Origin of the sequence: Acidovorax carolinensis, assembly GCF_002157145.1 — a bacterium.
Classification (GTDB): domain Bacteria; phylum Pseudomonadota; class Gammaproteobacteria; order Burkholderiales; family Burkholderiaceae_C; genus Acidovorax; species Acidovorax carolinensis.
In genome coordinates this window covers 1,133,392-1,148,165 of the sequence record NZ_CP021361.1, presented here as the reverse complement: position 1 = coordinate 1,148,165, position 14,774 = coordinate 1,133,392, and the positions used below count along the sequence as shown (strand labels likewise).

The window sequence follows — 14,774 nt, the reverse complement described above, 5'->3', positions numbered from 1 at the left end:
GATCTGACATATTGAGCCTGCGGCGAGATGGAAGATCAACCACGGTTGAACAGAAAATTCTGGCCCAGTCCAGAGAATTCAAAGCCCGGGTGGTGAAATTGGTAGACGCAGGGGACTCAGACCAAATTTGAGCCCTCTTGAAGAAATTCTTGAGGTGAAGCCCGTCAAACTCGGCGAAGGCCCTGGACGCAAGTCCGAGCTAATACCGAGCCAAGCCGCTTTTTGAAAAAGAAGCGGAAGGTGTAGAGAGCAGACGGCGGGCACCTAAAGCGCGAAAGCGCTATGGTGAAGGCGTGCTCCAGACCACGAACGCCGTTCCTTTGGGAACGTCGGCGGCGAAAGCCGAAGTGGTAAGAAAATCCCCCGCCGCAAGGCGTGCCGGTTCGATTCCGGCCCCGGGCACCACCACAGGCCCTTCCAGCGATGGAAGGGCCTATTTTTTTGTACCTCATTCAGGGAGCGCATCAACTCTGATTGCGCCAGTTGAGCCGTTGGCAGCTCGCCTTCGAGTCAAGGCGTCTGGCCCGGCAGCATGCTGCTTCTTGAATCCTCGATCCCGCATGATGAACGATTCCAGCATATGCGGAATCAGCGTGACAGCATCGACCGGCTCACCATAGGCCTGTGCATGCAGCGCGGCGTACCGCTCCAGATCAGCCTTCAATGCCGTCGTCAGCACAATGGTCAACTTCACCGTTTCAGTCTTGGGCAGCGGCCCCAACCGCAGCTTGCTGACAGACGTACTCATTGCGAAGACCCTCTCACAAAGAACAAAGGCTGATAGGGCCGCAAAACCAAATCCTTGCTCACCATCACACGCATCGGAAACCCAGGCCGAATCGTCAGTGTCGGTTGAATGCTCATATTCCGCTTGGTAATCTCCTGACCAACCTGGTTCACCGTGTCCTGCGCGCCCTGCCGTATGGCGACAATCACCTTGCCATCGCTACCACCGCGATCCGGCGCCGCCAGTTCGGCACCCACACCCAGCAGCGTGGACAGCGCCGCACCCGCAAGAATCCGGTCCCAATGCCAATCAACACCATCCTCCAGCCCTGCATAACCCGCAGGGTCAATCCCCGGCAAACGGTCCAGTGCAATCGACGACGTATCTGGCAGGATCAACCGCGTCCACACCAGCAACACCCGCCGCTGCCCAAATGACACCTGGCTTGTTGGCGCCGACCGAAAACTGAGCCACTTTTGAGGGTAGTGCCGACCCAAAACTGAGCCAGGTGAACAACTTAATCTGCTGCTTTTTTGTGCAGCAGAGGACAAGGAGTGATCACCATGGACATGATTGGCAGGATCCGGCATTTGTATGCCCGCAAGAACAAATCGGAGCGCGAGATATCGCGCATGACAGGGCTATCGCGCAACACGGTGGCGAAGTGGCTGCACGGCGAGGTGGACGGCCCACCGAGGTACCGCCGCAGCGAACAGCCCAACAAACTGACGGCGTTTCATGACGCGCTCATGCTGGCCTTGAAGGCCGATGCACGGCGGCCCAAACACGAGCGGCGCACGGCCAAGGCGCTGTACGCCGAGATCAGGCAAGCGGGCTACGAAGGGGGTTACACGCGGGTGACCGACTTCATCCGGGCGTGGCGCCAGAGCGAGGGTCAGGGGGCGGCCGTCAATGCCTTCGTGCCGCTGGCCTTCGAGCTGGGAGAGGCTTTCCAGTTCGACTGGAGCGAGGAAGGCATGGTGATCGGCGGCATCTACTACCGGGTGCAGGTCTCGCATATGAAGCTGTGTGCTTCGCGGGCCTTCTGGCTGGTGGCGTACCCCAGCCAGGGTCACGAGATGCTGTTCGATGCCCACACCCGATCGTTCGCCGCGCTGGGCGGCGTGGCACGCCGGGGCATCTACGACAACATGAAGACCGCTGTAGACAAGGTCAAGAAGGGCAAGGGACGCATCGTCAACGAGCGCTTTGCCACCATGTGCGCGCACTACCTCTATGACCCGGACTTCTGCAACGTGGCCAGCGGCTGGGAGAAAGGGGTGGTGGAGAAGAACGTGCAGGACAGCCGCCGACGCATCTGGATCGACGCGGCGCAGATCAAGTTCGGCAGCTTCACCGAACTCAACGCCTGGCTGGGCCAGCGCTGCCGCGCGTTGTGGGACGAGGTACGCCACCCCGAGCACAAGCAGTTCAGCGTGTCGGAGATGCTCGAACACGAGCGGGCGCACCTCATGCCCATGCCGCTGCCCTTCGACGGCTACGTCGAGAAACCCGCGCGGGTTTCCAGCACCTGCCTGGTGTCTGTGGCGCGCAACCGGTATTCGGTGCCGTGCGAACGCGTGGGCCAGATGGTGAGCACGCGGCTGTACCCGGGCCGCGTGGTCATCGTGGCCGATGATGAGGTCATCGCCCGCCACGAACGTCTGAGCAACGCGGGCGAGACCCGGTACGACTGGCAGCACTACATCCCGCTGCTGCAGAGAAAGCCCGGGGCGCTGAGAAACGGAGCGCCCTTTGCGGACATGCCCGAGCCACTGCAGCGGCTGCGCCGCGGGCTATTGCGTAACCCGGGAGGCGACCGGGTGATGGCGCAAGTGCTGGCGATTGTGCTTGGCGCCGGTCTGGACGCGGTGCTGGTGGCCATCGAGCTGGCGCTGGAGAGCGGTGCGCCAGGCAAGGTGAGCGTGGAGCATGTGGTCAACGTGCTGAGCCGGCTCAACGCGCAGCCGGCACCTCCCACGGCGGCCACACGGCTGAAGGTGACAACGCCACCGCTGGCAAACACGGCCCGCTACGACAGCCTTCGGGCCGACACCGCGGACAGTGCCGTGGGCGCCACCACCGAAGGAGCCCGCCATGAAGACTGATGTGCTGGTCGAACTCAAGGCGCTGCGCCTGCACGGCATGGCCGGTGCCTGGGCTGATCTGGTCGAGCAAGGCGGTGGCGATGGCGGCGGCCTGGGCATCGAGACCTCGCGCTGGCTGATCGAGCACCTGCTGCAGGCCGAGGGCACGGACCGGGCGATGCGCTCGATCAGCCACCAGATGCACGCGGCGAAGTTCCCGGTGCACCGGGACATGGCGGGCTTTGACTTCTCGGTCTCGCCGGTGGACCGAAAGCTCGTCACCACGCTGGCCGGCACTGCCTTTACCGACGAGGCGCACAACGTGGTGCTGGTGGGCGGCCCGGGCACGGGCAAGACCCATCTGGCCACTGCCATCGGCGTCTCGGGCATCACCCGCCATGGCAAGCGGGTGCGGTTCTACTCCACGGTCGATCTGGTTAACGCACTGGAGCAGGAGAAGGCGCAGGGCAAGGCCGGTCGCATCGCCACCAGCTTGCTGCGCATGGACCTGATCATCCTGGACGAGCTGGGTTATCTGCCGTTCAGCCAGGCCGGCGGGGCGCTGCTGTTCCACCTGCTGAGCAAGCTGTACGAACACACCAGCGTGATGATCACGACCAACCTGGACTTCGCCGAATGGTCCAGCGTGTTCGGCGACGCGAAGATGACCACCGCGCTGCTGGACCGTCTCACGCACCACTGCCACATCGTGGAGACGGGCAACGAGTCGATCCGGTTCAGCCGCAGCACGGCCGCTGCGAAGAAGCGGATCAAGGCCCGGGAACAGGACCGAAAGAGTGCCTCAACGCAGGCTGAGCCCGACCCATTCTGAGCAGGCACCGCGCAGGGCAAGCCGCTACGGGCTACGCCCTTCGCGGCTTGCCCAGCGCCTTCAACACATCAGCAAGGAGATCAGCAAACCAGGATAGCACCTACACTTATCCACAGCCGACCCTTGAAACGTCGGCTTCCACCCCTGGCTCAATATTCAGTCGGCACGGTGGCTCAGATTTGGATCGGCGCCGACATAGCGGATGTAAAGCGCCACCGTTTCGATCAGAATGCCTTGGTCACGCTCCAGCCGGTCGAACTGGCGCGAGAGGCGGTCCAGCCGTTTGCCCATGGCCGCCTCGCGCTGGTCGGCCGCATCGGGTGAAAGGAACGAAGCCAAAGCAGCGGCAATCACCGCCGACTTGGACACGCCCTTGTGCGCGGCGAGCTGGTCCAGCCGCTTCGCGTGATCGGGCTCAATGAAGATATTGAGACGGGTCCGAGTCATAGCGCAATCCCGTCATCCGGATCCAATGCTGCGAGCCGCGCATTGCGCTGCATTCTTGGGTCTGTATCCCCAATGTCCCGCCTATCCCGCTTCAGGCTGTGCGGTTGCGGCGGCAAGTCGTCCTCGTCATCGAGCACCAGCAGGTCGTCGATGTCCATCAAGGGCTGGGCATCAAACGCAACGTCCAATTCAGGCTTGAGCTGGTGACCGCCTTCGTCGGCAAAGCCGCCTGACTGGTTTGCAGTCAAGGCCTGAGACATGGCAGGGATCGCCAGTTCACTCCAGTCGTCCATTCGTGCAGTGGGTTTGTCCGCATAGCCCTCCAGTGCCAGCACCGGCGGCGCCAGCATCCGCAGCATAAAGTTCCGGTCCTGGTAGTAGCGCAGCTTTGCGGCTTTGATCGGTGGATGGCCGGAGATCATCACGACTTCTTCATCAGGCGGCAACTGCATCACTTCGCCGGGCGTGAGCAAGGGACGTGCGGTTTCCTGGCGCGACACCATCAGGTGCCCGAGCCACGGGGCCAGCCGGTGGCCTGCGTAGTTGCGCTGCGCCCGCAGTTCGGTGGCAGTGCCCAGGGCTTCAGAGATCCGCTTGGCCGTGCGTTCGTCATTGGTCGCGAACGCAATGCGCACGTGGCAGTTGTCGAGGATCGAATGGTTCTGGCCATAGGCCTTGTCGATCTGGTTCAGGGACTGCGCGATCAGGAAGGCACGCAAGCCGTAACCCGCCATGAAGGCCAGCGCTGACTCGAAAAAGTCCAGGCGACCCAGCGCCGGGAACTCATCAAGCATCAAGAGCAGCTTGTGTTTCCTGGCAATGCCGTCGCTGCCGTCCAGTGATTCAGTCAGCCGTCGACCGATCTGGTTCAGGATCAGCCGGATCAGCGGCTTGGTGCGACTGATGTCCGACGGCGGCACGACCAGGTACAGCGATACCGGGTGTTTCGCAGAGATCAGGTCCGCGATGCGCCAGTCGCAGCGCGAGGTGACTTCGGCCACCGTGGGATCTCGATAGAGGCCGAGGAAACTCATCGCGGTGGAGAGAACGCCGGAGCGCTCGTTATCGCTCTTGTTGAGCACTTCGCGGGCGGCCGAAGCGACCACCGGATGGGTGACGGCGCCCAGGTGCCGCGTCGTCATCATCCGATGCAGCGTGATCTCGAACGGGTGGGCTGGATCGGACAGAAAGTTGGCGACGCCACGCAAGGTTTTATCGTCACTGGCGTAGAGCACGTGCAGGATCGCACCGACCAGCAATGCATGCGAAGTCTTCTCCCAGTGGTTGCGCCTCTCAAGCGCGCCTTCGGGATCGACCAGGATGTCGGCGATGTTCTGCACATCACGCACCTCGTGCATGCCGCGACGTACTTCGAGCAGCGGGTTGTAGGCCGCTGAGCGTGCATCTGTGGGATTGAACAGCAGGCAGTGCGAGAAACGTGATCGCCAGCCTGCCGTCAAAGTCCAGTTCTCGCCCTTGATGTCGTGGATCACGGCCGAGCCGGGCCACGAAAGCAGCGTCGGCACCACCAAGCCGACACCCTTGCCAGAACGGGTCGGTGCGAAGGCCATCACATGCTCGGGACCCTCGTGGCGAAGGTAGTCACCTTCCTTGGTCCGCAGCCTCCCAAGGAACACGCCCGCCGGTTGGGTCAGGCCCGCCGCCCGAACATCTTCAGGCTCGGCCCACCGTGCTGAGCCATAGGTTGTGACGCGCTTTGCTAGACGTGATCGCCAGACGGCCATCGCGATGGCGGCACCGGTTGCGAGCAGTCCGCTGGATGCCGCGATGATGCCACCGCGCAGGAAAACGTCAGGTGCATAGGCGTCGAAGAAGTACCACCACTCGAACAGCCGCCACGGGTGATAGATCCGGACGCTGAACAGGTCGACCCAGGGCAGCCCAAGCCGGGCCGGATAACCCAGCGCCGCCGCCGTCCATTGCGTAGCTGTCCAGATGCCGCCGAGCGTGACACCGAGCACTACCGCAATCTGTCCGAACCTGATCCCTGTAGGCATGCTTTCCATTTGTACGTTGATTCCACGTCCGCGCATGCCACAGCGACAGCGACAGCGTCTACGTGAGTCTGGCTTCAGAGAGCCGCGCCGCACACCCATGCGGGGGTAGCGCAGCGCAGTTCATCGACGAGAATCCAACGACGCCGTTGGCTTTGACCGCAGACACCCTCCAATATTGACTGGCATTGACCAGAGCGCGCAATCGCGCGTGCCTTGCCTTTTACACCCCAAGTCTTGCCTTGCACCGTATCTGCATGAAACCTCGACTCGTCTCAGAAATAGATGTCCGCATGCTTTGCAGCACAGCCAAAATTGATCGGGTGCCGATCTCCAAGTGACCAGGCCAAATCTCCGAATGGCCATAGCCAGCAACCTGTCTACCAGGAGATTAAGTGGTCACCAAAAAGTTGGTAAATGCAATGCTGAACGGTCAATTCGGCATTGACGCACACACTCAAGGCGGCGAAAGATCAAAGACATGGGTGGCTCTAAGAATCCGGCATCGGCACGGATTCATTTTCCATCATTAGGGTTACCCCTTATATAAATTGCTTAGGTATCTAATAATAATTGATTTTTTTACATCCATTTCTGAGGAGTGCTTTTATGATGACGAGTGAAGAGAACAATCTGTTGTGCCGAGTCGGCGGCAATGCCCCCATGGGCCAGTTGATGCGACGTCATTGGACGCCCGTGTGCCTGATCGAGGAAGTCGCTGAGGCCGATGGAACCCCGGTCAGGGCGCGTGTGCTCGGTGAAGAGCTGGTTGTGTTTCGCGACACCGAAGGCCGTGTAGGTGTGCTCGACGAGAAATGCCCGCACCGCGGTCCTTCTCTGGTCTACGGCCGCAACGAAGAAGGTGGCCTGCGCTGCCTGTATCACGGCTGGAAGATGGACGTCGCCGGCAACGTGCTGGAGATGGTATCCGAGCCAGCAGCCAGTGGCTTTGCCGAGAAGGTCAAGCACAAGGCCTACCCGGTGAAGGAATGGGGCGGTTTTGTGTGGGCCTGGTTTGGCCCGGCTGATGCGGTGCCAGAGTTTGTGCCGCCGCCTTGGGCCCCCACCGCAAACACCCGCGTGTCCATCGCCAAGGTGCACCTGCCCTGCAACTATGCGCAAATTCTGGAAGGTGCCATTGACTCGGCCCATAGCTCTAGCCTGCACTCGTCGGATATGGTGCCTGCCCGTGTCAGCGGTGCCGAGGCCACCGGACAAATCTGGCTGCGTCCATCGACCGACAAGGCACCGCGTATGCAAGTGCAGCGCGATGGCTACGGCTTTCGATATGCGGCGATTCGCCGCCCTATCAACAATGCAGCAACACACGATTACATCCGATCCACGGTGTTTGTCGCACCCTACACGGTGTTGATTCCACCCAACAATCTTTACAACGTTGCCAATGTGAACGTCCCCATGGATGACACCAACACGGCGTTTTATTTCATCGGCTGGGGCCACCCATCGCAGACACCCGAGACTGAAACCTGGCGCAAATTTCTCCATCAGACCATGGGAGTCGATCTGGACGAGCACTACCGCCCTCTGCGAAACGAAGAAAACAACTTTTGGCAAAACCGTCAGGCCATGAAGGCTGGCAATTTCACAGGGATCACCGGATTTCCAAACCAGGATGTGGCGATGTGGCTGACCATGGGCCCGATTGCCGACCGCACCAAAGACCGACTCGGCGCCAGCGACATGGCTGTTGTCGAGTTCCGCAAGCAGATGGTGGAAGCCGTGCGCGATTTCCAGGCAGGCAAGTCGGCCATCGGCACCGGAGATCAGGCGATTCCGAAGAACGTCTGTTCGTTCCAGGGCGTGGTACCAAAGACCACCGATTGGCGCGAATACGAAACCACCTATGTGTGGGCAGATGGCATGGATCGCAGCGAGTTCGAATCTTCCTACAACGTCAAAGCCTGAGGCATCAGGAAACGCATGTCCAAGCTCCAACTCTCCGTCGCCATGGGCGACTACGACCGTACTCGTGCACTGCTAGACGGGCGCGTATTGATTGACGGTGTCGATCCGGTCTACATGACCCTCAACCCGGAGGAAATGTTTTTCCGGGCGATGCGTAGCCAAGATTTCGACATCAGTGAACTGTCGTTTTCGAGCTATGCCGTTAAGACCGCCAAGGGCGATTGCCCCTACGTGGCTGTTCCGGTATTCCTGTCGCGTGCATTTCGCCACACGTCCATCTACGTGCGCAAAGACCGCATCAAGAAGCCGGAAGACCTCAAGGGCAAGCGCATCGGCCTGCCCGAGTACCAGTTGAGTGCCAACGTGTGGGCTCGCGCCATCCTGCAGGACGACTATGGCGTGGCGCCGGAGGACGTGACCTGGGTGCGCGGCGGCATCGAGACACCAGGTCGCCCCGAGAAGATTGCGCTGCAGTTGCCCCCGGGCGTGAAGCTGGAAAGCGCACCCGAGGGGGTGACTATTTCCGATTTGCTCGACCGGGGCGATATCGACGGCTTCATGGCGCCCCGCCCGCCCAGCACCCACGTGCTGACCAACCCGAATGTGGGGTGGCTGTTCGACGACCCGACCGCGGTGGCCAAGGACTACTACCGCCGCACCAGCGTGTTTCCCATCATGCACGTGCTGGGGGTGCGCAAAACGCTGGCAGAACGGCACCCCTGGTTGCCGGGCGCGGTGTTCAAGGCCTTCAGCCAGTCCAAGGCGGCTGCGCTCGAAGCCTTGTCTGATACCTCGGCCACCAAAGTCACGCTGCCGTTTGTGGAAGAGCAACTGAAAGCTGCGCGAGAGACCATGGGCCATGATTACTGGTCTTACGGTGTCGAAAAAAACCGCGCCACGCTGGAGGCTTTCTTGCATCATCACCATGCACAGGGCTTGTCATCGCGCCGGTTGTCAGTCGACGAGATATTCCATCCGGCGACGTACGAAACTTACGCGATCTGACTGAGTTCATGTTTCACGCTGCCACCTCCTGCAAGGTGGCAGCGCCTGCATTCTTCGGGTCACTGGCTTGGACTGTCAGTTCGAGCAGGCGGGCTTCTTACCTCGTCAATACTGCGGCCTATCGCACCCTCTGAAGCAACCGCTGGCTCAGCTGCGACCGTCTCATCGGCCGCCAGGTTCTCTATCATGGTCAGCAAGCACTTGCGTACCGTGGCGACGGTTTTCTCGTGGAGACCGCTCACACTGATGTGGTTGACCTCTTCGGCCAGAGGTACCAGCACGCCCTCAAGTGCGCGGCCCGAGGGCGTGAGGAATACGTGCATGTTCTTGCGGTTGCCGGGCAACTGCCGACGTTCAATGAATCCCATTTTTTCCATCGTCTTCATGGCGCTGAAGGTGGTGGGCTCCATCACGCCGGCCAGTTCGCTGAGTTCGCGCTGGGTTAGCCCGTCCTTGATCCACAGGATGCGCAAAAAGGTCCAGTGACCGAATGACACCCCGTGTGCGCCCAGTCGCAGTTGCAGGGCGCGCATCTGTGCGCGCGCCACATCGCGAATGAGGTGGGCGAGACGATCGTCCGGGACGGCTTCACGCCAATGGCGCAGCAGGTAGTGGTAGGTTTTTTCGGTAGGTGACATCGGGGCCTGGCGCTCAGTGGCGGGGCAGTGCCACTTGGTGCTTGAGCATGATATCCTGCCCCGCACGTTGCGACTCAAGCAAGGCTAGGCACACCTCCACTGTCGCTTGCGACCAGCGCCCGCCATGCAGCGGCACACGGCTTTCACGCGCCACCGTCCACAACTCGTCGATCACCTCGGCGCGTGGCACGGCAGGCACCACGGCAGGCACAAAGCGCGAACCGTTTTCATCGAACACCTGCACGCCACGCGGCGTCAAACGCAGGTCGCCGTGCTCGCAGCTCACCAGCACCGGGCCGAAATGCTGACAGGCATCGGGCGCTTCGGTTGCAGCGAGCGTGAACAGGCTGCCGCCGAAGTTGCGTTCGGTCTTGACAGCGGCCTCCTGGGCCTCATCGGTCACAGTCTTCATGCGTACGCGCGTCTGGTAGTGTGCGTCGCGGCTCTTGGGTCGACCCATTTCGCCCACACCGTCCATCAATAGGTCGGTGTCGTAGAAGCCGTAGCCGTTGTAGGTGGCGCTGGCGAATGCGCCGTTGGCAAACGTGAGCAGCGCGCTGTAGGCGCCCTCGGTGGGCCGGGTCGGGTCCCAGCGACCGGTGAGTGCGCGCACGCTGGACACCTCGCCGCCGGCCAGCAGGCGCACGATGTCCACTTGGTGCGCGGCCTGGCTGAAGACCACGCCGCCCCCTTGCGCAGTATCCAACTCCTCAGGTCGGCGCGGGCGGTAGAGGAAGTCAGTGTATTGCATGGCGTGCACCATGCAGACCCGGCCGAACGCGCCGCTGTCTATCAGCTGGCGCGCCAGCAGCACGGGTGCATTGAAGCTGTGGCTGTGACCCACGATCAGTTGCGTACCGGCGACTTCGCAGACATCGATCATTTTGGCGCAGTCGGCCAAGCTCAATGCCATGGGTTTTTCCACCAGAACGTGTTTGCCGTGTCGTGCAGCCAGTTGCACCTGCTCGGCATGCATCTGGTGCGGCGTGGCCACATAAACCCACTCCACATCGGGGTCGGCGCACACGGCTTCGGCCGATTCGTGGACTCGCCCGCCAAAAGTTTGCGCGAATGCGGTGCGCGCGTCCGGGCGTGGATCGAATGCGGCCACCAATTTTACGCGCGAATCGGCCATGAATGTGGGCAGCATCAGCGTGAAGGCGCGGCCCAGGCCCAGCACGCCCAGGCGAACGGGATTGGCGCTGGGGCTCATAGATCGAGCACCAGACAGGACGACTTGGCGCGCGAGACACAGACCATGATGTGGTCCGTCTTTTCCTCATCCAGAAGCACCAGGTCGCGGTGATCGGCCTCTCCCTCGATCAAGCGTGTCTTGCACGAACCGCAGGTACCGCTCTCGCACGAGCTGGGAACGTTCACGCCGTGTTCCCGCACGATATCAAGAATGGACTTGCCGACCGGCACGGTGAGGGTCAGGCCGCTGTGCGCCAGGCGCACATCAAACGGCTGGTCGTCGGCGTGGGGCGCGGTGTCGCCGCCGAAGCTCTCGAAGTGAACAGCGCTGCTGGGCCAGTGGCCGGTCATGTCGCGCACTGCATCCATCAGCGGTTTGGGGCCGCAGCAGTAAACATGCTGGCCGGTGGCGCTGCCGGGTTTTTCGAGGACAGGCCACAGATCAAAGCCACGCGCCGGGTCACCTTGGTCATGGTGTAGCACCACGTGCGACGCAAATTCGGGAGCGCGCAGTTCGTCCAGGAAGGCCGTGCCTTCGGCATCACGGGTCAGGTAATAGAGTTTGAAGCGGCGTGTGCCCTCGGTCAGGAGCGAACGCGCCATGGCTATCATGGGCGTGATGCCGATACCACCCGCAATCAGCACGAAGCTGCTGGCCTTGGTGTCGAGCTCGAACAGGTTCTCGGGCGCGCCCACTTCCAGTGTTGCGCCCGCCTTCACGCCCTCGACCAGGCTCAGCGAGCCGCCACGGCCGTTGCCCTCGCGCTTGACCGCAATCACGTAGCGGTCGCGCTCGGCCGGGTCGTTGCTCAGGGAATACTGGCGAGTGGCGCCGCTGGGGGTCCTGAGCTTGATGTGGGCGCCCGCAGTGAAGGCCGGCAGTTTCTCGCCGGCTGGGTGACGAAACTCGAACAACTGAATGCCGCGCGCGGCGGGTTCAGCACGGACGACCTGCAAGCGCAGCATGGCGGTATCGGTGGACATGGGGATGTCTCCAGGTGGATGTGAAAAGTAATTATCAGGGCCAAGAGTTTTCAACCTTGACAAGCATTAAGCGGTCTGAGACAATTATTATCTTAGATGGCTAAGAAAAAATCAAGTCATCATGTTGTGCAGTAAGTCGCAGTCCGTGCTTTCTGTAGCATGTGGCGGGCAACCCGCACCATGGGCTTTTCCTCGACCGACCGGGTTCGATCCTTTGTGAATGGAGACAATACATGCAACGCAGAACCCTAGCCGCCATGGCCCTCGTAATCGGATTGGCGCCTTTGGCTGCAATGGCCCAGGGCGCCTACCCCAAAAAGGCTGTCAAGTTCATCGCGCCCTACGCTGTTGGCGACCTTCCCGATACGGTGGCCCCCGTGGTGGCACAATGCCTGACGGATCGGCGGGGACAGGCCGCGGTAGTGAACAACAAGTCCGGTGGCAACGGCGTGGTTGCCTGCCAGGCACTGCTGAAGAGCAATCCATCCGATGGGCATGCATTCATCGTCTCGGACGGCTCCATGCTGTCCACACACCGCAGATCAACAAGGCCGTCAAAGGATTGTTAACAATAACAAATAATTTGTTCAATTTACAAAGGTATTTCGCTGTGAAATTTTCTCTGAATTGCTCAAGTTATTTCAAAGCGAGCGCCAACTACCGATCGAGCAAAGACATCCTCCCCGTGTCGCTGATCGCGCGCGCGCAGCGCTTCATCGTGGTCCACCCCAAGACCGGCGTGAACACCCTGCAGGCGTTCGTGTCGCTTCTCAAGAAGAAACCGGGTGAGTTCACTTACGGCTCGTCGGGCATTGGCAGCACCCACCACCTAACCATGGCAGCCTTGAAGTCGGCGTTGAGCCTGGATGTGCGCCACATGCCTTTCCGCAGTTCCGGTCAGTCCACCCCCGCGTTGGTGGGTGGTCAGGTCGAGTTCTCGGTCGCGGCGCTGCCATCCATTTCAGGTTTCGTGAAGAGCGGTCAGTTCAAGGTGCTGGTCAGCAACGCACCCACCCGCTTCACCCAGGCGCCCGACATTCCGGCCATCGCCGAAGTGGTCAAGATGCCCGAAGTCATCAAGACATTCCACACTACCGTGATCGATCCGGTGGGCGCGGGCCCCGGCCGAATACGGCAAGGTGATCGCGCGCGCGCTGATGTCCAAGGCCGGCAAGGCCGCCGATCTGAAAATCGATTGGTTGCTCACGCTTGGCCCTCTGTTACGGGCCTTTCTGACGTTGCTGGCACTGCTCTTGGTGTGTAAATAGAAAAGAAATAGGCATATGGAAACGAAAACTTACTTGGATTCTTCAACGGTCGCACCGCTGCAGTGGAGCGATGCCCTGCTGCTCGGCTATGGCCCAATGGACGCGGTGCACCGCGAATTCGTCGACACCGTGCAGGCGTTGCAGACCGCGCAGGACGCGGATCTACCACGCTGCCTAGAGGCGCTCGTCGCGCACGCCCGTTCGCACTTCGAGACCGAGGACCTCTGGATGGTCGAGACCGACTTCCCGGCGCGCGCATGCCACATCGAAGAGCACGCCGCCGTGATGGCCTCTGTGGAGCAGGTGCGGCAACTGCTGGCCCAGGGCAACATTGCCGAATGCCGGCGCTTGGCCGACGAGTTGGCGCGCTGGTTCCCCGGCCACGCCGATTACCTCGATTCGGCGCTGGCGCACTGGATTTGCAAGCAGCGCCTGGGTGGCAAACCGGTGGTGTTGCGTCGCGACTTGGGCCTCATGACTGCATCTCATCTGAAAACGGAATAACTTCTGAAGTCGAATCGAAAATGAACTCAGAGAAATTTCACGTTCAAGTTGAAGAAGACGTTCGCCGCGCGCTGCAAGAAGACGTAGGCAGCGGAGACCTCACCGCTGCGCTGGTGCCGCCGGAGCAGATGGCGCAGGCGACCATTTTGTGCCGTGAGTCTGCGGTCATCTGTGGTCAGCCTTGGGTGACGGAGGTGCTCAAGCAAGTCGCACCCACATCGCTTGCCACGTGGATGATCGAGGACCGTCAGTGGTGTGGGTCGAATCAAAAAGTTGTGGAAATCGTCGGCCCCGCACGTGATTTGTTGACCGCCGAGCGCACCTGTCTGAACTTCATGCAGACCCTCAGCGCGGTGGCCACGAAGACGGCTAAGTACGTTAAGGCAGTGGAAGGCACGCAAGCCGCCATCCTGGACACGCGTAAGACCATTCCCGGACTGCGGGTGGCCGAAAAGTACGCAGTGCGTTGCGGTGGCGGCAAGAACCACCGCATGGGCCTCTACGACGCCATCCTGATCAAGGAAAACCACATTGCTGCCGCCGGTGGCTTGACGGCTGCTTTCAAGGCCGCACAACGGATGTCGGCTCAGTCGAAATTCATACAGGTCGAAGTCGAAACGCTCAGCCAATTGGAGGAAGCTCTTGAAGCTGGTGTCGCCATGGTGTTACTGGACAATATGCCGCTGGATCAAATCCGAAGAGCGGTTGACCTTGCGCGAGGGCTTTGTAGTCTGGAGATTTCAGGCGGAGTGACCTTTGAAAATCTCAGAACTTATGCGGAGACAGGGGTTGATCGCATATCTGTTGGTGCGTTGATTAAAGACATCACTGCGGTTGATTTTTCGATGCGTTTCATGGATAAACCTGTCGAGCGGTGAGTTCCAGCAACTCGTTGAAATTGCGTGGACTCTGTCAGATCGATGCGGTAGAAGCGATGGATGTCCAACAGGCACGGGGACTCGTGGGCGGTGAAGGATGAATTTTGGAAGCGGGTCACGACCGGCCAAGCCCCCCACCCATGGTCTTCGAGGCCATCGTGTACGTGCTGCAAGCTCGCAAGTACCTTGGCGGCTTTGCGCTAGGAGATATTCAATGAATATTCGGTGCTTGGTTTGGCGGTCACGGATTTAGGATTGAGTTCTTA

13 protein-coding genes and 2 pseudogenes are annotated in these 14,774 nt (G+C 60.8%); 8 read left to right on the top strand and 7 right to left on the bottom strand.

Going from position 1 to position 14,774, the window contains the following annotated elements; genetic code table 11:
• Window positions 1-448: 448 nt before the first annotated feature.
• Window positions 449-748, bottom strand: coding sequence for a DUF2274 domain-containing protein (locus CBP34_RS05405; RefSeq protein ID WP_086911755.1), 300 nt, complete (start codon window positions 746-748; stop codon window positions 449-451).
• Window positions 745-1,173: pseudogene (locus CBP34_RS05400) on the bottom strand (TraB/TrbI/VirB10 family type IV secretion system protein); the annotation flags it as partial. The pseudogene CBP34_RS05400 and the gene CBP34_RS05405, both read right to left, overlap by 4 nt.
• A 117-nt stretch (window positions 1,174-1,290) precedes the next feature.
• On the opposite strand from CBP34_RS05400, the gene istA reads away from it, so the two are divergent.
• A complete protein-coding gene (istA, locus tag CBP34_RS05395) occupies window positions 1,291-2,835 on the top strand; it encodes an IS21 family transposase (protein ID WP_087748263.1) in 1,545 nt (514 codons plus the stop codon).
• Window positions 2,825-3,646, top strand: coding sequence for an IS21-like element helper ATPase IstB (istB, locus tag CBP34_RS05390; RefSeq protein ID WP_087745763.1), 822 nt, complete (start codon window positions 2,825-2,827; stop codon window positions 3,644-3,646). Before istA ends, istB begins: the two co-directional genes overlap by 11 nt.
• Before the next feature lie 195 nt (window positions 3,647-3,841).
• Here the strand turns inward: istB and CBP34_RS05380 are convergent.
• Window positions 3,842-4,093, bottom strand: a pseudogene (locus CBP34_RS05380) (CopG family transcriptional regulator); the annotation flags it as partial.
• Window positions 4,090-6,111 (bottom strand): conjugal transfer protein TraG, encoded by a 2,022-nt coding sequence (locus tag CBP34_RS05375; protein WP_086928645.1) that lies wholly within the window; start codon window positions 6,109-6,111, stop codon window positions 4,090-4,092. The gene CBP34_RS05375 and the pseudogene CBP34_RS05380, both read right to left, overlap by 4 nt.
• A 606-nt stretch (window positions 6,112-6,717) precedes the next feature.
• Between CBP34_RS05375 and CBP34_RS05370 the strand changes: the two genes are divergently transcribed.
• On the top strand, window positions 6,718-8,037 hold the full coding sequence (locus tag CBP34_RS05370; RefSeq protein WP_086911743.1) for a Rieske 2Fe-2S domain-containing protein: 1,320 nt from the start codon (window positions 6,718-6,720) through the stop codon (window positions 8,035-8,037).
• A gap of 15 nt (window positions 8,038-8,052) precedes the next feature.
• On the top strand, window positions 8,053-9,042 hold the full coding sequence (locus tag CBP34_RS05365; protein ID WP_086911742.1) for a PhnD/SsuA/transferrin family substrate-binding protein: 990 nt from the start codon (window positions 8,053-8,055) through the stop codon (window positions 9,040-9,042).
• 59 nt (window positions 9,043-9,101) lie between these two features.
• Here CBP34_RS05365 and CBP34_RS05360 read toward each other — a convergent pair whose 3' ends face one another.
• From CBP34_RS05360 to CBP34_RS05350, 3 genes are read right to left on the bottom strand one after another with little or no spacing between them, the layout of a single operon-like run.
• Window positions 9,102-9,680 (bottom strand): MarR family winged helix-turn-helix transcriptional regulator, encoded by a 579-nt coding sequence (locus CBP34_RS05360; RefSeq protein ID WP_086911741.1) that lies wholly within the window; start codon window positions 9,678-9,680, stop codon window positions 9,102-9,104.
• Window positions 9,681-9,693: 13 nt separating this feature from the next.
• Complete coding sequence (locus CBP34_RS05355) at window positions 9,694-10,893, bottom strand: Gfo/Idh/MocA family protein (protein ID WP_086911740.1); 1,200 nt, start codon at window positions 10,891-10,893, stop codon at window positions 9,694-9,696.
• The gene (locus CBP34_RS05350; protein WP_086911739.1) at window positions 10,890-11,858 is read right to left on the bottom strand and encodes a PDR/VanB family oxidoreductase; all 969 of its coding nucleotides are present in this window, start codon (window positions 11,856-11,858) and stop codon (window positions 10,890-10,892) included. Before CBP34_RS05350 ends, CBP34_RS05355 begins: the two co-directional genes overlap by 4 nt.
• Before the next feature lie 233 nt (window positions 11,859-12,091).
• Between CBP34_RS05350 and CBP34_RS19370 the strand changes: the two genes are divergently transcribed.
• From CBP34_RS19370 to nadC, 4 genes are read left to right on the top strand one after another with little or no spacing between them, the layout of a single operon-like run.
• Complete coding sequence (locus CBP34_RS19370) at window positions 12,092-12,427, top strand: type 2 periplasmic-binding domain-containing protein (protein ID WP_157896436.1); 336 nt, start codon at window positions 12,092-12,094, stop codon at window positions 12,425-12,427.
• Between the two features lie 41 nt (window positions 12,428-12,468).
• Entirely contained in the window at window positions 12,469-13,122 is a 654-nt protein-coding gene (locus tag CBP34_RS19365; protein ID WP_157896435.1) for a Bug family tripartite tricarboxylate transporter substrate binding protein, read from the top strand.
• 37 nt (window positions 13,123-13,159) lie between these two features.
• The gene (locus CBP34_RS05340) at window positions 13,160-13,630 is read left to right on the top strand and encodes a bacteriohemerythrin (protein ID WP_257789763.1); all 471 of its coding nucleotides are present in this window, start codon (window positions 13,160-13,162) and stop codon (window positions 13,628-13,630) included.
• Between the two features lie 20 nt (window positions 13,631-13,650).
• Window positions 13,651-14,508, top strand: a complete 858-nt coding sequence (gene nadC / locus CBP34_RS05335; RefSeq protein ID WP_086911736.1) for a carboxylating nicotinate-nucleotide diphosphorylase — start codon at window positions 13,651-13,653, stop codon at window positions 14,506-14,508.
• Window positions 14,509-14,774 lie beyond the last annotated feature (266 nt).